At 52.4% G+C, this 18,888-nt stretch carries 22 protein-coding genes and 1 tRNA gene; 18 read left to right on the top strand and 5 right to left on the bottom strand.

Annotated features, from left to right (window positions below; translation table 11 throughout):
- Window positions 1–9: 9 nt before the first annotated feature.
- The gene (locus PQU98_RS01300; RefSeq protein ID WP_272743076.1) at window positions 10–441 is read left to right on the top strand and encodes a hypothetical protein; all 432 of its coding nucleotides are present in this window, start codon (window positions 10–12) and stop codon (window positions 439–441) included.
- 319 nt (window positions 442–760) lie between these two features.
- Entirely contained in the window at window positions 761–2,899 is a 2,139-nt protein-coding gene (locus PQU98_RS01305) for a sodium-translocating pyrophosphatase (RefSeq protein ID WP_272744467.1), read from the top strand.
- Window positions 2,900–2,948: 49 nt separating this feature from the next.
- Here PQU98_RS01305 and PQU98_RS01310 read toward each other — a convergent pair whose 3' ends face one another.
- A complete protein-coding gene (locus PQU98_RS01310) occupies window positions 2,949–3,338 on the bottom strand; it encodes a winged helix-turn-helix transcriptional regulator (RefSeq protein ID WP_272743077.1) in 390 nt (129 codons plus the stop codon).
- Between the two features lie 136 nt (window positions 3,339–3,474).
- Window positions 3,475–3,966, bottom strand: coding sequence for an outer membrane protein assembly factor BamE (locus PQU98_RS01315; protein WP_272743078.1), 492 nt, complete (start codon window positions 3,964–3,966; stop codon window positions 3,475–3,477).
- Window positions 3,967–4,078: 112 nt separating this feature from the next.
- On the opposite strand from PQU98_RS01315, the gene PQU98_RS01320 reads away from it, so the two are divergent.
- The 8 genes from PQU98_RS01320 to PQU98_RS01355 all read left to right on the top strand — a co-directional run bounded on the left by PQU98_RS01320 (window position 4,079) and on the right by PQU98_RS01355 (window position 9,763).
- Window positions 4,079–4,657 (top strand): ubiquinol-cytochrome C chaperone family protein, encoded by a 579-nt coding sequence (locus PQU98_RS01320; protein WP_272743079.1) that lies wholly within the window; start codon window positions 4,079–4,081, stop codon window positions 4,655–4,657.
- Window positions 4,658–4,734: 77 nt separating this feature from the next.
- Complete coding sequence (locus tag PQU98_RS01325) at window positions 4,735–5,283, top strand: YceD family protein (RefSeq protein ID WP_272743080.1); 549 nt, start codon at window positions 4,735–4,737, stop codon at window positions 5,281–5,283.
- A 146-nt stretch (window positions 5,284–5,429) separates the two neighbouring features.
- Complete coding sequence (plsX, locus tag PQU98_RS01330; RefSeq protein ID WP_272744468.1) at window positions 5,430–6,554, top strand: phosphate acyltransferase PlsX; 1,125 nt, start codon at window positions 5,430–5,432, stop codon at window positions 6,552–6,554.
- Between the two features lie 2 nt (window positions 6,555–6,556).
- Complete coding sequence (locus PQU98_RS01335) at window positions 6,557–7,537, top strand: beta-ketoacyl-ACP synthase III (RefSeq protein WP_272743081.1); 981 nt, start codon at window positions 6,557–6,559, stop codon at window positions 7,535–7,537.
- A 161-nt stretch (window positions 7,538–7,698) separates the two neighbouring features.
- Window positions 7,699–8,013: an integration host factor subunit alpha gene (locus PQU98_RS01340; RefSeq protein ID WP_272743082.1), complete on the top strand. Its 315-nt coding sequence runs from the start codon at window positions 7,699–7,701 to the stop codon at window positions 8,011–8,013.
- A gap of 6 nt (window positions 8,014–8,019) precedes the next feature.
- The gene (locus PQU98_RS01345; RefSeq protein WP_272743083.1) at window positions 8,020–8,484 is read left to right on the top strand and encodes a MerR family transcriptional regulator; all 465 of its coding nucleotides are present in this window, start codon (window positions 8,020–8,022) and stop codon (window positions 8,482–8,484) included.
- Window positions 8,485–8,565: 81 nt separating this feature from the next.
- Window positions 8,566–8,642, top strand: a tRNA-Pro gene (locus PQU98_RS01350).
- A 125-nt stretch (window positions 8,643–8,767) separates the two neighbouring features.
- Entirely contained in the window at window positions 8,768–9,763 is a 996-nt protein-coding gene (locus PQU98_RS01355; RefSeq protein WP_272743084.1) for a glycine-rich domain-containing protein, read from the top strand.
- Here the strand turns inward: PQU98_RS01355 and PQU98_RS01360 are convergent.
- The gene (locus PQU98_RS01360) at window positions 9,760–9,999 is read right to left on the bottom strand and encodes a DUF2842 domain-containing protein (RefSeq protein WP_272743085.1); all 240 of its coding nucleotides are present in this window, start codon (window positions 9,997–9,999) and stop codon (window positions 9,760–9,762) included. The two genes, PQU98_RS01355 and PQU98_RS01360, sit on opposite strands and share 4 nt — an antisense overlap.
- Window positions 9,999–10,256, bottom strand: coding sequence for a transglycosylase (locus tag PQU98_RS01365; RefSeq protein WP_272743086.1), 258 nt, complete (start codon window positions 10,254–10,256; stop codon window positions 9,999–10,001). The genes PQU98_RS01360 and PQU98_RS01365 overlap by 1 nt, the downstream gene beginning before the upstream one ends.
- A gap of 196 nt (window positions 10,257–10,452) precedes the next feature.
- Here PQU98_RS01365 and PQU98_RS01370 point away from each other — a divergent pair, with 196 nt between their 5' ends.
- Window positions 10,453–11,496, top strand: a complete 1,044-nt coding sequence (locus PQU98_RS01370; RefSeq protein WP_438263849.1) for a COX15/CtaA family protein — start codon at window positions 10,453–10,455, stop codon at window positions 11,494–11,496.
- Between the two features lie 32 nt (window positions 11,497–11,528).
- On the opposite strand, the gene PQU98_RS01375 is transcribed toward PQU98_RS01370, so the two are convergent.
- Window positions 11,529–12,947 (bottom strand): alkaline phosphatase PhoX, encoded by a 1,419-nt coding sequence (locus PQU98_RS01375; protein ID WP_272743088.1) that lies wholly within the window; start codon window positions 12,945–12,947, stop codon window positions 11,529–11,531.
- Window positions 12,948–13,219: 272 nt separating this feature from the next.
- Here PQU98_RS01375 and rplM point away from each other — a divergent pair, with 272 nt between their 5' ends.
- The 7 genes from rplM to PQU98_RS01410 all read left to right on the top strand — a co-directional run bounded on the left by rplM (window position 13,220) and on the right by PQU98_RS01410 (window position 18,868).
- Window positions 13,220–13,696 carry a 50S ribosomal protein L13 gene (rplM, locus tag PQU98_RS01380; RefSeq protein WP_272743089.1) on the top strand — a complete coding sequence of 159 codons (477 nt, stop codon included), beginning with the start codon at window positions 13,220–13,222 and terminating at the stop codon, window positions 13,694–13,696.
- A 2-nt stretch (window positions 13,697–13,698) separates the two neighbouring features.
- Window positions 13,699–14,175 (top strand): 30S ribosomal protein S9, encoded by a 477-nt coding sequence (gene rpsI, locus PQU98_RS01385; protein ID WP_272743090.1) that lies wholly within the window; start codon window positions 13,699–13,701, stop codon window positions 14,173–14,175.
- A gap of 91 nt (window positions 14,176–14,266) precedes the next feature.
- A complete protein-coding gene (gene argC / locus PQU98_RS01390) occupies window positions 14,267–15,205 on the top strand; it encodes an N-acetyl-gamma-glutamyl-phosphate reductase (protein WP_272743091.1) in 939 nt (312 codons plus the stop codon).
- A gap of 13 nt (window positions 15,206–15,218) precedes the next feature.
- A complete protein-coding gene (locus PQU98_RS01395) occupies window positions 15,219–15,473 on the top strand; it encodes a DUF1467 family protein (RefSeq protein WP_272743092.1) in 255 nt (84 codons plus the stop codon).
- A gap of 80 nt (window positions 15,474–15,553) precedes the next feature.
- Window positions 15,554–16,870, top strand: coding sequence for a proline--tRNA ligase (proS, locus tag PQU98_RS01400; RefSeq protein ID WP_272743093.1), 1,317 nt, complete (start codon window positions 15,554–15,556; stop codon window positions 16,868–16,870).
- A 5-nt stretch (window positions 16,871–16,875) separates the two neighbouring features.
- Window positions 16,876–18,171 (top strand): lipoprotein-releasing ABC transporter permease subunit, encoded by a 1,296-nt coding sequence (locus tag PQU98_RS01405; RefSeq protein WP_272743094.1) that lies wholly within the window; start codon window positions 16,876–16,878, stop codon window positions 18,169–18,171.
- Window positions 18,164–18,868: an ABC transporter ATP-binding protein gene (locus tag PQU98_RS01410; protein ID WP_272743095.1), complete on the top strand. Its 705-nt coding sequence runs from the start codon at window positions 18,164–18,166 to the stop codon at window positions 18,866–18,868. The genes PQU98_RS01405 and PQU98_RS01410 overlap by 8 nt, the downstream gene beginning before the upstream one ends.
- The last annotated feature ends 20 nt before the right edge of the window (window positions 18,869–18,888 follow it).

The raw sequence follows: 18,888 nt of genomic DNA on the forward strand, positions 1-18,888 counted from the left end.
ATGTCCGTTATGTCGGCTTTTCACAAATTTGCACTCGTTGCTTTTATAACGGTCACATCGCTTTCGGCGGGGGCCTCTTATGCTGCGGGCGCGCCTAAAAAAGACGCGGCTGAGGCGGGTGATCCTTATGTGAGACTGGCACCGGTGGCCATCCCGGTGTTTGAAAACCAGTCCGTCGTAAATTACATATTTTTGACTGTAAAATTGAACCTTACGGCCAAGGCTGACGTCAGCAAATTACGCGAAAAAGAACCCTATTTCCGCAATCAGCTTATGCAGGCCGCCTACAAAACCTCTTTTGCGCTGCCAGATAAACGTGACGTATTGGACGAAGCAAGGTTCAAAAAAGTTATGATGTCCGAACTTGGCCAGGTAGCTGGGCCCGGTATGATCCAAAGCATTGAAATCGTAAGCCAGACACCGAAACGCCGTAGTCGGTAAATTCAAGCTGACTGCCGTTTTTGAAATACGGCGTAGTCGCATGTTGTTATGGTGCGGCGCAAAATGTTCACGCTCTTTCTGGCCGTTACGATACCTATTTTCACCAAATAACGTCTTATTGTTGCATGTATTTGTAAGATTTGGCACTCTGCCACTCATGTGAGCGGTGCGCTTACACGCCCGAACACTAAAAAAGTGCCAATAAAGGCTAATGAATCCCAATCGTTAGCTAATTAAATAATCAAATAATAGTGCAATACAGGGGTTATCAATGACAACAGAGTTGGTAAGCATGGCCGGGCCGGATGCAGGCACCACCATGAGTTTGGTTTTGGCAACAGGGGGTGTGGCGCTGCTGTTCGGTATCATACAGGCTCTTGGCTTGATGAAGGCTGATCAGGGGTCTCAGGCGATGAGGAATATCGCCGCCGCCATTCAGGAAGGGGCTCAGGCCTATCTCAAGCGTCAATATACGACCATTGCCTTAGTCGGCGTGGTCATTTTTGTTTTAGCATGGGTGTTTTTAAGTGATCTGGCCGCCATTGGATTCCTGATTGGTGCGGTTTTGTCAGGGGCTGCTGGTTTTGCCGGAATGCTGATCTCTGTCCGTGCCAATGTCCGCACCGCTCAGGCGGCGTCCCAAAGTCTGCAGAAGGGGCTTGATCTGGCATTTAGCGCCGGGGCCATAACAGGGCTTTTTGTGGCGGGGGGGGCGCTGTTAGGCGTGGCCGGCTATTATGCGATCCTGACCTTGGGGATGGGCCTTGAAGGCACCAGCCGCGATGTCATTGATGCGTTGGTGGCGTTGGGTTTCGGGGCGTCGCTGATTTCGATCTTTGCGCGACTGGGCGGCGGTATTTTCACCAAGGGGGCTGATGTTGGCGGTGATATGGTCGGTAAGGTTGAGGCAGGCATCCCCGAAGATGACCCCCGCAATCCGGCGACAATTGCCGATAATGTCGGTGATAATGTCGGAGACTGCGCGGGCATGGCCGCGGATTTGTTTGAGACCTACGCGGTAACGGTTGTCGCTACGATGGTTCTGGCAGCGATATTCTTTGCGGGCTCTGAGCTGGTAAGCCAGATGATGCTGCTGCCACTGGTAATATGTGGCGCTTGTATACTGACGTCGATTGCGGGGACTTTCTTTGTTAAATTAGGCAAAGATAACAACATCATGAATGCCCTATATAAGGGCTTGATCGTCACTGGCGTCCTGTCGATTGCGGCGCTGGCGGGTGTTATCCACTACTTCATCGGGTTTGACACACCCATCACCTATGCAGGTGCACCGCAAGCCTTTACGGGGCTTACACTGTTTTATTGCGGTCTTGTGGGATTGGCCGTTACGGCAGGTTTCATTGTGGTGACGGAATACTATACCGGCACGGGCAAGCGTCCTGTGGTCTCTATTGCTCAGGCATCTGTCACCGGACACGGCACCAATGTTATTCAGGGGCTGGCCGTATCTATGGAATCCACCGCTATTCCGGCCCTGATCATCGTATTTGGCATTATCGGTTGCTATTTGCTGGCCGGATTGTTCGGAATTGCTATCGCGACGACGACCATGCTGGCACTTGCGGGTATGATTGTGGCTCTGGATGCGTTCGGGCCGGTCACGGATAATGCGGGCGGCATAGCCGAGATGGCGGGGCTGGATAAAGAGGTCCGCCACACCACCGATGCACTGGACGCTGTTGGGAATACCACCAAGGCCGTTACCAAGGGCTACGCGATTGGCTCAGCGGGGTTAGGGGCATTGGTGTTGTTTGCGGCCTATACGTCTGATCTTCAATACTTCAGCGCCAATGCCGCGCCAGGCTCATTTTTTTACGGACTTGGGGAACTGACATTTTCTCTGTCCAGTCCGTGGGTGGTGATCGGGCTGCTCATCGGCGGTCTGTTGCCTTATTTGTTTGGCGGCATGGGCATGACGGCTGTGGGCCGGGCAGCGCAGAGCGTGGTTGAGGAGGTTCGCAGACAGTTCCGTGAAGATCCCGGCATCATGGCGGGTACGTCTAAGCCTGATTATGGCAGGGCCGTAGACATGCTGACTAAGGCCGCGATTCGCGAAATGATCGTGCCGTCTCTGTTACCGGTACTGTCACCGATTGTCTTGTTTTTCGCGGTCTACCATATCGGTGGCGCGGTTCCGGCGTTTGAAGCGCTGGGGGCCATGCTGTTGGGCGTCATTGTCACGGGTATTTTTGTGGCTATTTCTATGACATCGGGTGGCGGTGCCTGGGACAACGCCAAAAAATCGTTTGAGGACGGTTTTATCGACAAGGACGGCGTGAAACATCTGAAAGGTTCAGACGCTCACAAAGCCTCAGTAACCGGTGACACCGTTGGGGATCCTTACAAGGATACATCTGGCCCGGCTGTAAACCCCATGATCAAGATCACAAATATCGTGGCCTTGCTCATGCTGGCGGTTATGGCCCATGCGGGCTGATATCGTAAATTCACATGCGTATACGAAGGCCCCGTTTAGGCGGGGCCTTTTATTTTGCGGACAGGGCTTCGATAGGTTCGGATGTGGAATCAAAGACATTGCGGGCTTTTAATATGTCGCGACGGGCACTAGCGGCCCATTCACGCAAGATATTCACCGGCTGGATCAATGACAGGCCCAAAGGCGTCAGTTCATAATCTGCAAAACCCTGGCGGTGAATATTGTGAACGACAAAACCGTCCCGTTCCAATGCCCGCAGAACCAGCGAAAGCATACGCTGGGAAATACCTTCGACTTCGCGTTTAAGCTCGCTAAACCTCTTGGGGCGGTCTTTTAAGGTCAGAATTATGTACAGACTCCAGCGGTCGCCCAGTCTGTCGAGTATATCTCGCATTGCCGCGCATTCGTGGTTGTCAGGCAAATTTTTAGATTGCGCCATGAAACGCGGCCTCCTACTCGGTACGCAAAAACCGAAGCTATGGTCTTATACGTAACAAGCGTAAAGCTGGATTGCTTGAGAGTTGTTTTTGGCAACAGTTTTGCTCAAAAAGACTCGTTTCAGGCGGGGATGCGATCTATTCGCGCCGACGTTGACCGCCGGGGTTGGTATCTTCTTCGTTCGTGAGGGTCTGGCGACCTACGTTGCCCAGAATTTGTTCCAACGCCGTAAGCTCACGCCCGCGGGTAGGTGTTTTGGCCTGATTGAAATCAATGGCACGACCGTCAGCAAGCGTAAGCGTCTTTACCTCTTTGACAATTTGCGAGGATTTATCAAACTCAATGATCGTAACCTTGCGATCAGTAACCTGTGATTTCTTATAGGTCATCTTACGTGAGGTCTGGTCGACATAATACCATATGCCCGGCTCAAACGAGGCCGTAAGAGACGGCGAGCCCAGCTTGGTACGCACTGAGGTCTGGGTGTCTTCGCCCACCTTGATGTCCTTGGACGGGTCAACATCCGACACCAGATAACCCTGACGAGAAATGGTTGGCGCACATGCGCTCAGGAGAGCGGCAAAGGCTGCGGCGGCAACAAAAGGAAGGCTGCGTTTGAACGTAATCATGGGGACCTGTGTTGAACCTGTTTGACCTTGGCGCGCTTAAAGTTTAGGTCTGACCCCAAACTGACGGTTATCAGACTGTCTTTATAATGAAATCCTACGGCAAACCATACTCATGTTGCAAAAACTTTTGACGGTATTCACAAAATTTAAGGCCCGGCCTGCCGTGACTACGGGGGAGAATCTCTATGGGCAATGTGTGTCGCAATCAAGGCAGGTTCCGTTTTACACCGATTATGGCGTTGAGGATGAAATAGGGGCTCGTTTTGAGCTTTTGTGCCTGCACGTTATCCTTGTCCTTCATGTCATGAAGCTTGACCCTGCTCAGTCGGATCATGAGCAGGCCAAAGAAACCTCGCAGGCGCTGTTTGACGCCCTGTTGCGAGCGCTTGACGACACTATGCGTGAGCAGGGTGTGGGCGATCTGAGCGTTGCCAAAAAAATGAAAGCTCTGGGCCGTGTCGTATACGCCCGTCTTAAGGCTTGGGACGATTTATTATCTCCACAGGCTAATGCGCCTGAGAGGGCAGATTACATCCTAAAAACGGTTTACGCGCGTGATGAGGACGATGGAGCGATCGAATCCCATGATCACAATGCGGCGCTTATGGCTGAATATGTCGAAAAAGCTTTGAAAACTTTATCGGTTTCAGCGTTATTGCGTGGTAAAACTGCGTGGCCAGAGTTAAACTAAACACAAAAGAGATTATGTTCAGTGCGGTCGTGGCGATTCTGGTTCTGCCGCCAAGCTGAATCGCATGGAGTAAAAATATGTCCAATTCCCCCCATGTCGATGATCTGCTGTGGACGCACCCAGTGGCGTTCGATAAGGCGTTTAAGGGCTTGGATATTACACTTGAAGCCGATGAACTATTACGGGCCCGCCTGAAAGAAGCCTTTGGCATGATTGACTTGGTCAATATCAAGGCTCAGGTCAAAACGCAGGGGAAGCCCGTCCATGGCCGTGGAGACATAGTTCATGTTTCCGTAGATTTGACAGCGGAGGTCACACAGGAATGTGGTGTTACCTTAGAGCCATTTACCCATACTGTATCGGCTGCCGTTGAGGTTGATTGTATCGAAGCGCCTGCGTCTGCGCCGGGCGTAACGCCTGCGGGGGAGCACGAATTATCTGTTCAGGATCTGGACGAGCCGGATGTTGTCGAAAATGGACGCATTGATCTGGGGCTTTATATCATTGAAGCCCTGGGCGAGGCTTATGACCCCTTTGCCCGGAAGCCTGGCGCTGTGTTCGAGGAACCGGTAGCTCAGGCTGAACCGTCACCATTTGCGGTGCTCTCCAAACTTAAACTGGATTAAGCGGGTATGAGCGTGGCTTTGCTTCGGAAAGTTGCGCTTGCATAGTTTTGGGTGCACGTTATTTTGCACCAATTTTTGAACGTCGATCCTGGCGTTCATGCTGTAATAAACGGGGTCTCGGTCCTTTGTCTAACATTCCTGATACAATGGTTGCCGGACAAGGTGACAAGCTGGTCATCGCCATAGATGTTATGGGGGGGGATCATGGCCCGCGCGTCACTGTGCCAGGGGCCGCGCTGGCGCTAAAACGCGAAGGTGAAAAGCGCAGGCTGCATTTTCTTCTGCACGGAGATGAGGCGCAGATACAGGCTGAGCTTAACCGTCATCCTGATCTCAAAGCCGCATCAACCATCGTCCACACCGATCAGTTCATCACGATGGATGAAAAGCCGGCTCAGGCGATACGCCGTAAAGGCACAAGCCTATTTAACGCTATTACCTCGGTTAAGACCAAAGATGCGCGCGCTATTGTGTCTGCCGGTAATACCGGGGCCTTGATGGCAATGTCGCGCATGATCCTGAAGATGATGGCGGAAGACTTAGAGCGGCCAGCTATCGCTTGCGGCTGGCCCAATTCAAATGGCATGGGGACGGTTCTGGACGTTGGCGCCAACGTAACATCTGACGCCCATCAGCTCATTGAATTTGCCATCATGGGGGCGGCATTCCACCGGGCCGTGCGGGGCGTTGAAAATCCTAAAATTGGCATTCTGAACGTGGGTTCAGAGGATGTTAAAGGTCACGAAGACGTTCGTGAAGCCCATAGGCTTTTACGCGAAGGCGGGCTTGGTCTGAATTATTATGGTTTCGTTGAAGGCGATGATCTGTTCAGTGGCAAGGTCGATGTCGTTGTCACCGATGGCTTTACGGGCAATATTGCTCTGAAAACAGCCGAAGGGGCCGCCCGGTTTATCAAGGGTTTGCTGAAAGATGCTTTCAAATCCTCACCTTTTGCCATGTTGGGAGGGCTTCTGGCGTCTGCGGCGCTTAAGGTAATGGCTAAGCGCGTTGATCCGGGGGCATCCAACGGCGGGCCATTGCTGGGCCTTAAAGGCATCGTAATTAAAAGCCACGGCGGTGCTGAGGCGTGGGCGTTTTCTAATGCTGTAAGTGTCGCTATTTCGCTGGCGGCGTCTTCTTATGAGGACGATATCAAGAAGGCATTGGCCAATTTGTCAAAAGCCATGCCGGTGGTTCAGTCATCTGCTCTGCCGAAAAGTAACGCCGTGGCCGATGCTGGTCAGGCGGTCGAGGAGACGAAAGTTTCGTGAATATGCGTTTTATGAGATCTGCCGTCACTGGAGTAGGCGGCTACCTGCCGGAAACCATCCTGAGCAATGACGATTTTGCCCGCATGGTCGATACCTCAGATGAGTGGATACGTGAGCGCACGGGTATTACTCAGCGTCACAAAGCCGCCGATGGTGAAGTGACCAGTGATCTGGCTGTGGCTGCAGCAAAAGTAGCCTTGGCGGCTGCGGGCAAACAGGCCGATGAGGTAGATCTGATCATCATAGCGACGACGACGCCCGATATGACCTTTCCGTCTACAGCGTCGATCGTTCAGCGCAAGCTGGGGGTGCCTGCGGGTGCCGCTTTTGATGTGCAGGCGGTCTGCTCAGGCTTTGTCTACGCCTTAAGTGTGGCCGATGGTTTTGTGGCGCGAGGTTTATCGAAGTGCGCACTGATTATCGGTGCCGAGGTCATGAGTCGTATACTTGATTATACTGATCGTGGCACTTGCATTCTGTTCGGTGATGGTGCCGGGGCTGTTGTGCTTGAGCCCGTTGAGGGCGAGGGAACGCCTCAGGATCGCGGGATTCTGGGTTTTGATCTGCAATGCGATGGTACCAAAACCGACCTTCTCTATGTTGACGGTGGCGTCTTCGACAATGATTACCGCGCCGGTAAAATCCGTATGCAGGGCAATCAGGTTTTCAAACATGCGGTTCACAAAATATCGCAGGCGGTGGAATCGGCAGTGGAAAAATCTAATATCTCCATAGCTGATATTGACTGGTTTGTGCCGCATCAGGCCAATCAACGTATTCTGAAAGGCGTGGCGGAACGGTTGGGACTGGATGAAAAAAAGGTGATTTCAACTGTGGCAACCCATGCCAACACCTCGGCCGCATCTATCCCGCTGGCATGGTGGGAAGGTGTGCGGGATGGCCGTATAAAGCGAGGGGATCTAGTGCTGATCGAAGCATTAGGGGGCGGTTTGACATGGGCTGCCGCCGCTATCCGGCTTTAAAGTTAATCCCTCTCATGTTTTTGATCATGCTGGCTCGATAAGTCTTTGACGGAACGTGTAATTTGCGTAATGTAAAGATCTTAGTCTTTTATGGTTCCGATTAAGAAATCTCATAAACTGTTGGGTGCTTTTTAGACAATTCCTAAGCGGTGTACAAAAACATGAAAAATCAAACCCTAACGCGCGCTGAACTTTTTGAAGACGTTCATAATGAACTGGGCTTGCCGCGACAGGAATGTGCGTCAATCGTTGAGCGTACACTCGATCTGGTGATCGAATCCCTTGAAAAAGGTGAGACAGTTAAGTTGTCGGGGTTCGGTGTATTTCAGGTGCGTGATAAAAGTGCACGCGTAGGCCGTAATCCTAAAACCGGAAAGTCGGCACCTATCGATCCCCGCCGTGTTATCAGCTTCAGAGCTTCACAGATTATGAAAGCGCGCGTTGACGCGGGTGCTGGTAAGGCTTTGGGGAAATAATAACAGGTGTCTACCAAGGGCCCTCACGCATTCCGTACCATATCTGAGACGGCTGACGCCCTGGCGGTTCAGCAACACGTTTTGAGATTTTGGGAAACGAAGTTTACCTTTGTCCGTCCGACCAAACGCGCCGGTGGGCGACGGTTTTACCGCCCCCAGGATATCGTCCTGCTTCAGGGGATAAAGGCCCTTCTGCATGATCGGGGCTACACAATCCGTGGCGTTCAGAAGCTATATAAAGATCAGGGGCAAAAGGCGATACTCGCGGCTGCGGGTGGGGATTTTGCAGATTACGTAGCTGAATCCGAAGATGTCGCTTCATATGCTCCTGAGATGAAATTTGCAGGAGATTTTGTTGAAGCGGTGCCTCGGACGGAAGGTCTGGTTCATGCTGTCCGTACAGATCTTCAGCAAGTTTTGGCTCGGCTCGAAGCCGTAAGGGCTGATCTTGGCATGGTGCTGGGTAAATAAGAGCCCGTTCACAGATATCTCTGAAAATTCTTGACTTGGGGATTGCGGGATCAGATTTGTCTCTCTATAAGCCGCAGTCTTCGGAGCGTGGCGCAGCCTGGTAGCGCACTTGACTGGGGGTCAAGGGGTCGCAGGTTCGAATCCTGTCGCTCCGACCATTTAAAGAAAAAGCCGTCTCATTGAGGCGGCTTTTTCTTTAAACGAATGGCCATGCGCTAATCCCAAACGTATCGACCGTCCCTTAGCTCTGTGCTATGCCATATTTGGGGCATGGGGATGGGAAATGCTGTCAAATGTAAATCTATGGCACCGGATTGACGCGTACCTTCTCGACGATCCGGAAAGTGATTTTTCATTTAGCCGACGCCTGGCGCGCGACAACGGCTGGTCGCATGATTTTGCCCTAAGGGCGATCATAGAATACAAGCGCTTTGTCTATCTGGCCTGCGTTTATCCTGAAAAATTGCTCACGCCATCTGATGAAGTCGATCAGGTTTGGCACCTGCATCTGACGTACACGCGCGACTACTGGGATGTATTCTGCCCTGATGTTTTGGGCCGTAAACTGCACCACGGCCCGACTAAAGGCGGCCCCGCCGAAGATGGTAAATTCCATCAGGCTTATAATGAAACCAAAGCTTTATATCGTCATGAGTTCGGGCAGGCACCGCCAGTAAAATTCTGGCCGCCTGCATCTGAAAGGTTTGATAAGGCGGCTGGTTTTCGCCGTATAAATACGGCGAGAGTATTTATCCTACCAAAGATAGTCTTATCTTCGAGTGCGATTGCGGCGGTCTCGATCGCGTTGACCGGCTGTGGAATTGCTGTAAGTGAATTAAAGGACAAAGACATTGCCGTCTGGTGTGTATTCGCGGCTGTCTCATTGATTTTAATTTTTCGACACCTGTTCATCGTCCCGCGCAAAAATTTTTTAAGCCTTGCATGGTTTTTAGCCATGACCTCTGCCTTAACAGGGGTGGGGGCATTTATGGTGGGGTACAGGTTTCACCACCTCATGATGCGTTGGCCTGACTATCCGTTAAATCTGTCAGACTCATTAGCTATCGTATCGTTTGTAGTGCTTTTGCTAATATTACGGTTGGATTGGCTGTATGAAAAACCTAAGCCTAAACAAAAACGCACAGATGAAGGATCGGGATGCGGTTCCGATACTAATAGCTCAAATTCCAGTGATGCCGGCAACGACAGTGGCGGTGGAAGCTTTGGCGGAAGCGGATCGTCGGGCTCAGGCTGCGGGTCGGGCTGTGGAGGAGACTAAGCTTTTGGACGTTTTTTATAGCCTTCAGACCAACTGATGATCGGAATAATGGGTAAGCCCCACAAAATTCCGGCAAAACCATAATAAAACAACTCAATCAGTTTATTATCAGGCAGGTAGTGCGCAAGGTTTGACACAACCGCAACATAAATACACAGAAACACTATAATGCCGCCGCAAGCGATCAGACGGCGCACGGGCAATGTAAGCGTAAGACCTTTCGGGGTATCCGTCATTATCTACGCTCCAGCCGACGGCTGATGTGAAACAAAATCAGTAACCCTGCTGAGCCTGCCAACCCCAGTTTCAAGGTCAAATATCCGCTGTCCGGGTAAATAGACATAGTATGGATCAGCATGTTGACGAGTATCGATCCAAAAATACCGACAAACAGATTAATCATAAAGCTGTAGCGGCTCTTTGTGAGGGCATTGGCAATCCAACTGACTACGAACCCTGTGGTTACAGCCACCAACCAGTCTTCGGCACGCATATGTGGATCCTTTCGCCGTTTGCATATCCGGCCGGTTTGAGGGGCTTGAAATTTGGTTTGCCCTGTGGGCAAATCCGTCCTGCTTTTCAGCTCCCGCCATATGGCCATATCGTCGCCATATATCGATTAAAGTTAAAGAATTGAACAGACCTCTTAAGCTATAAGAGGCTAAAATTCCAGATGTGAGGCGTAAAACGTGCGACTTCCCTTAAGGTCTCCCCTTGTGGCTGCCTGGCTTTTTACGGTGGCGTTTCTCGTTGTGGCCATGATTCTGGTGGGCGGTGCTACTCGGCTAACCGATTCGGGGCTTTCAATCACAGAATGGAAGCCGGTTACGGGGGCTGTTCCGCCACTGGATGAGGCTGCTTGGCAGCAGGAATTTGAAAAATATAAAAAAATTCCTGAATATACTCAATTGAATGCCCATATGAATCTTACCGATTTCAAGGGCATCTATTGGTGGGAGTGGATACACCGGTTCTTAGGACGTCTGGTCGGTGTCGTGTTCTTTGTGCCGTTTGTGGTTTTGCTTCTTAAATCTGAGGTGCCGGGGCGTCTGATATGGCGCTGTGCGGGGCTGTTGGGACTGGGGGCGCTGCAGGGCGGCATAGGCTGGTGGATGGTGTCGTCAGGCTTGGATAAGCGGGTCGATGTAGCCCCAGAGCGGTTAATGATCCACTTGGGCATGGCGCTGCTCATTTTAGTACTAACCATCTGGACGGCGTGCGAAGCTCTGGCGGGGCAGGGGCGTGGGCGTGGTGCGCCCCAGGGCTGGCGTGTGGCGACATCTATGGTTTTTGGCGTGATTATCCTGCAATGCCTGCTGGGTGCACTGGTCGCCGGAAACGATGCCGGTACAGTTTATAACGACTGGCCGCTTATGAATGGCCATATTGCCCCCTTTGTCGACTGGAGCAAAGGTATAGGGTTTGTATTCTTCCATGATCAGGGCATGGTGCAGTTCATGCACCGGATTGTGGCATACATCGCCCTTATCGGAATCACCGTTTATGGAATTATGCTGGCGCAAAAGTGCATGGATGATGAGATCCGGCTGATATCAACCTCATTGGCAACGCTTGCGTGGATTCAAGGCATATTAGGTGTCGCCACGCTTGTGACGGGCGCTCAGATTGGTTTTGGCCTGATGCACCAGTTCGTGGCGGTATGCCTTATTATTCTGGCGACGCTCCTGATGTGGAAAGTGGCGCGGGCTGACCGTGATTTCCGCTTAAGGTAAAAGAAAAGCCCCGGTTCGCCGGGGCTTTTCTTCTAGACTTTGAAGGTTTGCCAGGGGCCGGTGATGGCCAGAGTAAAGCCCGGCCACTGCACATTGACAAACAGGGTTGATCCGTCGGGTGAAAAACACGCGCCCGCCCATTCACCATTTTCTTTAAATACGTTACGGGCGAAAGTCGCGACCTTGCCTTGCGGGGTAACGATGCGGATGTGGTTGCGCAAACTGTCCGAATATCGATCTTCGCAGACGAACAGATGTCCCCAGTTTGATATGGTCAGGTTATCACCATAATCGAAGACATTTTCGTTGGCCGACTCCAGAAACAAAGTGACCTTGCCGGGCTCATCTTTTTCGCCCGCTTGGCCTTCATTGGGACTGGGGCGATAGCGGATAATCTGTCCGGCTTCGGCCTTACCACCGGACGTGGCCGTAAAATAAAGCTCTCCGTCACCGAAATGGATGCCTTCGCCGCGGACGAACTGAGCCGCGCCCGCTTTATAGGCCCGCGCCCGTAAATCATCATCCGGACTTTCGACATTATCGAGGTCAATCCAGACGGCATCGAATGTGTCCCCGACTTTCCAGACCGCTTCATTGACATTGGCGGTGATGACACCTTTGGGAAATTGTTTAAATCCCAGCGCCTGAAGCTTGCCGCCCTTAAGGAGGTGGCGCCGGTCATTGGGCAGGTAACGATAAAAGACGCCGTCGCTGGTATCTTCGGTCAGGTAGACAATGCCGGTGCGCGGATCAGTGGCGGTGGCTTCGTGTTTAAAGCGGCCCATCGCTTTAATTGGCACTGGCTCAACCAGCCCTTTGTGATCAGAGGGGACTTCAAAGACATAGCCGTGATCCTTGCCAACGCCCTCGCCGGCTTTAGTCACTGTTTCTTCGCACGTAAGCCATGAGCCCCACGGTGTCTGTCCACCGGCACAATTGGTAGAGGTGCCGATAATTGACATGAATTGCTGTTCCACCTGACGGGTTTTCATATTGTAAATAACCGTCGTTGTGCCGCCCAGCAGCGGATAGTCATTGGCCTCGAAGTCATAGACTTTTGATCTGTCCAGCTTGTCGATCAGACGGCCATTCATACCGATCGCCCCGAAATTACGGTGCTTTGGCGAAAGTTCATGATTGCGAACGAGGGCAATCGTGTCAGTACCGTGCGCAAAACAGCCCATGCCATCATGGACGTGCGGCACGACAAGGCCATCGCTCATGGTTTCACCGGCTTCGCTGATGACCTTGTATGTAAAGCCCACGGGGAGGTCGCATATCCCGTATTTATCTTCGATCAGGGGCCCGTAGCCTTCAATTTCGTTTTCATAGGTCGTGGCCGTACTGTCAGCGCGGCTGCTGTTTTGAGCGCACGCCAGCAGTGGGAAGCCTGAGAAAGCCAGAGATGCCGCAGCGGCATGGTTCATCATTGAGCGGCGCGACAGATACATGAAAGCTCCAGAAATGCGGGCATTATGGGATAATATGCGCTTTTAGACGACAGCTTGTATGGGGGAAAGATCGAAAAGGGCCGCCATTGGATAAGTTTCCAATATGAAGAGTTAGGGTAATTTATTACCATTATGGAAAATTACAATAAAAACAATAGGGTGCGCCCCTTTTAGTAAAAATTATATATTGACCTGTCACGTTCGATCATGTATCTCCCGGCCACTTCATTCTCACAGGAATGCGTTCTGTGAGAAACCTAAGGAATTTAACCATGTTGAAATCGACCACCGCGCCGCTTAAGCCGGCCGATGTCGAGAAGAAGTGGGTCGTGATTGACGCTCAGGACGCCGTTGTCGGCCGTCTGGCTTCGTTCATTGCCATGCGTCTTCGCGGCAAGCACCTGCCTACCTACACCCCACACGTTGATTCCGGCGATTATGTCATCGTGATCAATGCCGAGAAGGTGCATTATACCGGTAAGAAGCTGACGGACAAGGTGTTCCACTGGCACACTGGCCATCCTGGCGGCGTTAAGACCCGCACAATGGGCCAAATCCTGGGCGGCAAGTATCCTGAGCGCGTTCTGATGAAGGCCGTTGAGCGTATGCTGCCGAAGGAATCGCCGCTGGCGCGCGCCCAACTGACGCACCTGCGTATCTATGCCGGTTCGGAACACCCTCACGAAGCTCAACAGCCGGAAGTCATCGATTTCAAGGCTCTGAGCCGCAAGAACGTACGGAGCTTCTAAGAATGTCCGAAACTCAAGGTTTGGAAGCTTTGGCTTCCCTGTCGTCCAACCCTGTCGACGCTCCCGCCCCGCGTGTTCAGCAACTGGATAAGTTTGGTCGCGCCTACGCTACCGGCAAGCGTAAGAACGCCATTGCCCGCGTCTGGGTCAAGCCAGGTTCCGGCAAATGGGTCATCAATGGCCGCGAACAGGAAGTGTATTTTGCCCGTCCGGTTCTGCGCATGATGATTGCTCAGCCGTTGAATCTGACCGATCGTGCAACTCAGTTCGACGTATTTGTCACGGTTCAGGGCTCTGGCCTGTCCGGTCAGGCCGGCGCCATCCGTCACGGCCTGTCGAAAGCTCTGACCTATTTTGAGCCGGCTCTGCGTCCGACGCTTAAGGCCGCTGGCTTCCTGACCCGCGACTCGCGCGTGGTTGAGCGTAAAAAGTACGGTCGCGCCAAGGCTCGTCGTTCGTTCCAGTTCTCGAAGCGTTAATCGCTCTGGGTTCATGCCTATCGAAAAGCGCTTCGGGTTTCCGGAGCGCTTTTTTATTATCTGTTTCAATACGATTTCGGGAGTTTTTCTCATGGTTCATAAGGTTTTTATTGATGGCGATGTCGGTACGACGGGGCTTTTAATCCGTAAACGCCTTGAGGTGCGCCCGGAAATCGAATTGATCCGTTTGGATGAGGCCGTACGCAAAGATGCGTCTGCGCGTAAAGCGGCGATCAACGCGGCGGATGCCGTGATCCTGTGTTTGCCGGATGAGGCGGCACGCGAAGCCGTCAGTCTGGTTGAAAATCCGGATGTAAAAATCATTGATGCCTCGACCGCGCACCGGGTCCACGAAGACTGGGCCTATGGTTTTGCGGAAATGGCGCCGGGGCAGCGTGATGAAATCCGTGCGTCCAAGCGCATTTCCAACCCTGGCTGTTATGCTACGGGCTTTATTGCTTTGATGAGACCGCTGGTCGATGCCGGTGTTATTCCACCGTTTTGGCCGTCTACGGTCAATGCCGTTTCTGGTTATTCTGGCGGCGGTAAGTCCATGATTGCTGAGTTTGAAGACGGAGGCACAACGGATAACTACCGCATCTACGCCACAGGACTTAATCACAAGCATCTGCCGGAAATGACTGTGTTTTCGGGGCTGGAATCGCCGCCAGTGTTCACGCCTGCGGTCGGGCGGTTTGCGCAGGGTATGATTGTTGAGCTACCGCTGCAGCTTTGGGCCCTGCCGGATGAGCCGGAGTTATCACGTCTGCATGAAATTTTTGCTGCTCACTATGAGGGCGAAACCTTTGTAAAGGTCGTGCCTTTGGAAGAATCCCAAGTCACTAAAGGCTTGAGCGCCGAACTGGTTAAAGATACCAACAATCTGCTTATCCATGTCTTCGGTGACGAAGACGGCCAGCAGGCGCGCCTGGTGGCGGTTCTGGATAATCTCGGTAAGGGGGCATCTGGTGCTGCGGTCCAGAACCTTAATTTAGCCTTGAATCTCGATGAAACCTTAGGCCTGATTTAAAGAAAGTACCTTTATGGGCCCCTTAACGATCACAGCGATCTTTATTATTATCTGGTGGACGGCATTTTTCGTCGTTCTGCCATTGGGCAACCAAAGTCACCACGAAGCCGGGATTGAAACGACCGATGGCGGTGACCCCGGTGCACCGGTAAAGCCTAATCTCAAGAAAAAGCTGCTGACCACAACCTACATCGCGCTAGCGATCTGGGTGGTGGTCATGATTATTATCCTGTTCGGCCTCATCCCCTTGCCGGAATTTCCGGGATGACCACCTTAAGGCGTTGATTTTCGCCTGCAAACCCCGCTAATTGTCACGCACATTTAAAACCAGATTCACGGATACTGCTCATGCGCCTGTCGCGCTATTTTTTGCCCATCCTCAAAGAAAACCCTTCCGAAGCCCAGATCGTATCGCATCGTCTTATGTTGCGCACCGGCATGATCCGTCAGGAGGCCGCGGGCATTTATGCCTGGCTGCCGCTCGGCTTGCGGGTTTTGAAGAAGATCGAGAAGATCGTCCATGAGGAAATGCAAAAGGCTGGTGCCATTGAGGTTCTGATGCCGACCTTGCAACTGGCCGATCTATGGCGCGAATCTGGCCGTTACGAAGACTATGGGCAGGAAATGCTGCGCATTAAGGACCGCCATGAGCGTGAACTGCTTTACGGGCCGACCAATGAGGAAATGATCACGGAAATTTTCCGTGCCTATGTCAGATCGTACAAGAGCCTGCCGCTCAATCTTTATCACATCCAATGGAAGTTCCGCGATGAGCAGCGCCCACGCTTTGGCGTTATGCGCGGCCGTGAGTTCCTGATGAAGGATGCCTATAGCTTCGATATCGATGAAGCGGCGGCGCGCAAAGCCTATAACCGGATGTTTGTGGCCTATCTCAACACCTTCTCCCGTTTGGGTCTTAAGGCCGTGCCTATGCGTGCCGATACGGGCCCGATCGGTGGCGATCTAAGTCACGAATTTATCATTCTGGCCGACACCGGCGAAAGTGCTGTCTTCTGCCACAAAGATCTGGTCGATATGCCGCCACCTGGCGATAACGTTGATTGGGATGACTTGCAGGCCATCGTCGATGAACGCACTGCGCTCTACGCTGCGACCGAAGAAATGCACGATGAAGCGGCCTTTGGTGCGGTGTCCGCCGATAAACAACTATCCGCGCGCGGGATCGAAGTCGGCCACATCTTCAACTTCGGCAAGAAATATTCTGAGCCGATGAATGCGGCTGTCAATGGCCCGGACGGATCGCAAACCCATGTGCATATGGGCTCTTACGGCATTGGCGTGTCCCGTCTGATCGGCGGCATTATCGAAGCCAGCCATGATGATGCCGGTATCATCTGGCCTGAGAGCGTAGCCCCCTTCGATGTCGCCCTGATCAATCTGCGGGCAGGGGACGCCGCCTGCGATGCCGCCTGCGAAAAAGCCTATGCCGCATTGGAGGCCGCCGGTAAGTCGGTGCTTTATGACGACACCGATGACAGGCCCGGCGCGAAATTCGCGTCAATGGATCTGATTGGCATTCCCTGGCAATTGATTATCGGTCCAAAGGGCCTGGCCGAAGGTAAGGTTGAGCTTAAAAACCGTAAGACCGGCGAACGCCAAACCGCGGAATTTGACTCTGTTCTCGATCAACTGACCAAGGCGTAAGAGACATGTCGGAAGTGCCACCAAAGCCAAAGAAAACGCTGGGTTTTTCCCTTTGGGAACTTGATCTGGCGTTTCGTTATCTGCGCGCAAAGCGCAAAGACGGCGGAGTGGCGCTGATTTCGATCATCAGCTTTGTCGGTGTCATGCTGTCGGTTGCGGTTCTGATCATCGTCATGGCTGTCATGAACGGTTTTCGTGATGAAATGATGTCGCGGTTGCTGGCCTTTAACGGTCATGCCTATGTCGGCGGTATGGCAATCAATGATTTTGGTCACCGTGACAATATGGTCAAGCGTCTTGAAGCCGTGCCGGGCGTGACGCAGGTCTCACCGTTTGTTCAATCTCCGGGTATGGCTCAAAATGTTCAGGGCGTTGCCGGACTTGCCTATATCCGCGGGGTCGATGCGAAAACCCTGAAAGATACGCCAATCGTTGTGGAAAATATCACCGAAGGTTCCATTAAGGATTTCGGCGTGGGGGAATACGGCGGTGACAATATCCTGATCGGTGACGGCATGGCGCGCGATATGGGCGTGGGGCCAGGGGATGAGCTGTCGCTTTTGACGCCGGGTACGTCCACGGCGTTTGGTGCAATTCCGCGCCGTAAAACCTATACGGTTGCGGGGGTTTTTAAGGTCGGTGTCAGCGAGCTTGATGCGTCCTTTGTCTATATGCCGATCGAACAGGCCCAACTTTTCTTTGATCGGGAAGGAGAGTGGGACGCGCTCGAACTTAAAGTGACCGACCCATACCAGATTCAATCTATCCGTCCGCAAATCGTAACTGCTGCGGGGCAGGGCGGCATTGTGCAGGACTGGACAGAACGCAATGCCTCACTATGGGGCGCGCTTCAGGTCGAACGCAATGTCATGCGCTTAATCCTGAGCCTGATCGTCGCGATTGCTGCCATGAATATCATCTCTGGCCTTGTCATGCTGGTCAAAAACAAGGGGAAGGACATAGCGATCCTGCGCACTTTTGGTGCGGACAGGTCGTCGATTATGAAAATTTTCTTCCTGTCAGGCGTAACCTTAGGGGCGGGCGGTACCATTGCGGGTGTAATGTTAGGTGTCGTTTTCTGTATATTCATTAGGCCCATACAACAGTTTGTTGAATTTGTAACTCAAACCAAAGTCTTCAATCCCGACGTCTATTACCTCTCCTACATACCGGCTAAAATCGAACCAACTGAAGTTGCGTTCGTCGTATTCTGGTCTTTGCTGGCAGCGTGCCTGTCGACCCTGCCGCCGGCAATGCGGGCCGCCCGTCTGGAACCCGTAGAGGCGCTACGTTATGAGTGATAAAACCGTAGTCCTTTCACTGCGTGGACTTAACCGCACATATGAAGTGGCCGAAGGGCCGCGTCTTGAAGTCCTTAAAGGTGCAGATCTGGATTTGTTTGCCGGCGAATTGGTTGGGCTGGTAGGACCCTCAGGGTCCGGAAAATCATCGCTTTTACACTGTGTGGGTTTGTTGGAATCCTCGGAAGAAGCTCAACTTATCCTCGATGGTGAGGATTTAACGCGGGCCAATGATAAGCAACGCACGCAGGCACGACTGACTAAAATCGGATTTGTATATCAATTCCACCACTTGTTGCCTGAGTTTACGGCCTTAGGCAATGTCGCCCTGCCACAGCGCGTGTTGGGCAAATCGATACGAGATGCCGAAGTTCGGGCGCGCGCACTGCTTGAACAGGTTGGTCTTGGGGGGCGTCTGAATCACCAACCCGCGCAACTCTCCGGCGGTGAGCAGCAGCGGGTGGCGATTGCGCGGGCTTTGGCTAACAGTCCCAGGCTGCTGTTGGCGGATGAGCCTACGGGAAACCTAGATCCAGATACTTCCAAACAGGTTTTTGAGGCGCTTAAGCAAACGGTTCGTCATCAACAGGTCGCGGCACTGATTGCGACCCACAATCTGGAACTTGCCAGACATATGGATCGGGTTGTGACTATTCAGAACGGAAAGCTCACGGAGTTGTCCACGAGCGCTGTTTGATTTAATTATGTAAAATCAGT

Origin of the sequence: Asticcacaulis machinosus, assembly GCF_028550435.1 — a bacterium.
Classification (GTDB): domain Bacteria; phylum Pseudomonadota; class Alphaproteobacteria; order Caulobacterales; family Caulobacteraceae; genus Asticcacaulis; species Asticcacaulis machinosus.

What these genes read in the sequence shown, in the direction of transcription:
- PQU98_RS01300 (WP_272743076.1), top strand. Translation starts at nt 10, where the DNA reads ATGTCGGCTTTTCACAAATTTGCACTCGTTGCTTTTATAACGGTCACA.
- PQU98_RS01305 (WP_272744467.1), top strand. Translation starts at nt 761, where the DNA reads ATGAGTTTGGTTTTGGCAACAGGGGGTGTGGCGCTGCTGTTCGGTATC.
- PQU98_RS01310 (WP_272743077.1), bottom strand. Translation starts at nt 3,338, where the DNA reads ATGGCGCAATCTAAAAATTTGCCTGACAACCACGAATGCGCGGCAATG.
- PQU98_RS01315 (WP_272743078.1), bottom strand. Translation starts at nt 3,966, where the DNA reads ATGATTACGTTCAAACGCAGCCTTCCTTTTGTTGCCGCCGCAGCCTTT.
- PQU98_RS01320 (WP_272743079.1), top strand. Translation starts at nt 4,079, where the DNA reads ATGTTGCAAAAACTTTTGACGGTATTCACAAAATTTAAGGCCCGGCCT.
- PQU98_RS01325 (WP_272743080.1), top strand. Translation starts at nt 4,735, where the DNA reads ATGTCCAATTCCCCCCATGTCGATGATCTGCTGTGGACGCACCCAGTG.
- plsX (WP_272744468.1), top strand. Translation starts at nt 5,430, where the DNA reads ATGGTTGCCGGACAAGGTGACAAGCTGGTCATCGCCATAGATGTTATG.
- PQU98_RS01335 (WP_272743081.1), top strand. Translation starts at nt 6,557, where the DNA reads ATGCGTTTTATGAGATCTGCCGTCACTGGAGTAGGCGGCTACCTGCCG.
- PQU98_RS01340 (WP_272743082.1), top strand. Translation starts at nt 7,699, where the DNA reads ATGAAAAATCAAACCCTAACGCGCGCTGAACTTTTTGAAGACGTTCAT.
- PQU98_RS01355 (WP_272743084.1), top strand. Translation starts at nt 8,768, where the DNA reads ATGCTGTCAAATGTAAATCTATGGCACCGGATTGACGCGTACCTTCTC.
- PQU98_RS01360 (WP_272743085.1), bottom strand. Translation starts at nt 9,999, where the DNA reads ATGACGGATACCCCGAAAGGTCTTACGCTTACATTGCCCGTGCGCCGT.
- PQU98_RS01365 (WP_272743086.1), bottom strand. Translation starts at nt 10,256, where the DNA reads ATGCGTGCCGAAGACTGGTTGGTGGCTGTAACCACAGGGTTCGTAGTC.
- PQU98_RS01375 (WP_272743088.1), bottom strand. Translation starts at nt 12,947, where the DNA reads ATGTATCTGTCGCGCCGCTCAATGATGAACCATGCCGCTGCGGCATCT.
- rplM (WP_272743089.1), top strand. Translation starts at nt 13,220, where the DNA reads ATGTTGAAATCGACCACCGCGCCGCTTAAGCCGGCCGATGTCGAGAAG.
- rpsI (WP_272743090.1), top strand. Translation starts at nt 13,699, where the DNA reads ATGTCCGAAACTCAAGGTTTGGAAGCTTTGGCTTCCCTGTCGTCCAAC.
- argC (WP_272743091.1), top strand. Translation starts at nt 14,267, where the DNA reads ATGGTTCATAAGGTTTTTATTGATGGCGATGTCGGTACGACGGGGCTT.
- PQU98_RS01395 (WP_272743092.1), top strand. Translation starts at nt 15,219, where the DNA reads ATGGGCCCCTTAACGATCACAGCGATCTTTATTATTATCTGGTGGACG.
- proS (WP_272743093.1), top strand. Translation starts at nt 15,554, where the DNA reads ATGCGCCTGTCGCGCTATTTTTTGCCCATCCTCAAAGAAAACCCTTCC.
- PQU98_RS01405 (WP_272743094.1), top strand. Translation starts at nt 16,876, where the DNA reads ATGTCGGAAGTGCCACCAAAGCCAAAGAAAACGCTGGGTTTTTCCCTT.
- PQU98_RS01410 (WP_272743095.1), top strand. Translation starts at nt 18,164, where the DNA reads ATGAGTGATAAAACCGTAGTCCTTTCACTGCGTGGACTTAACCGCACA.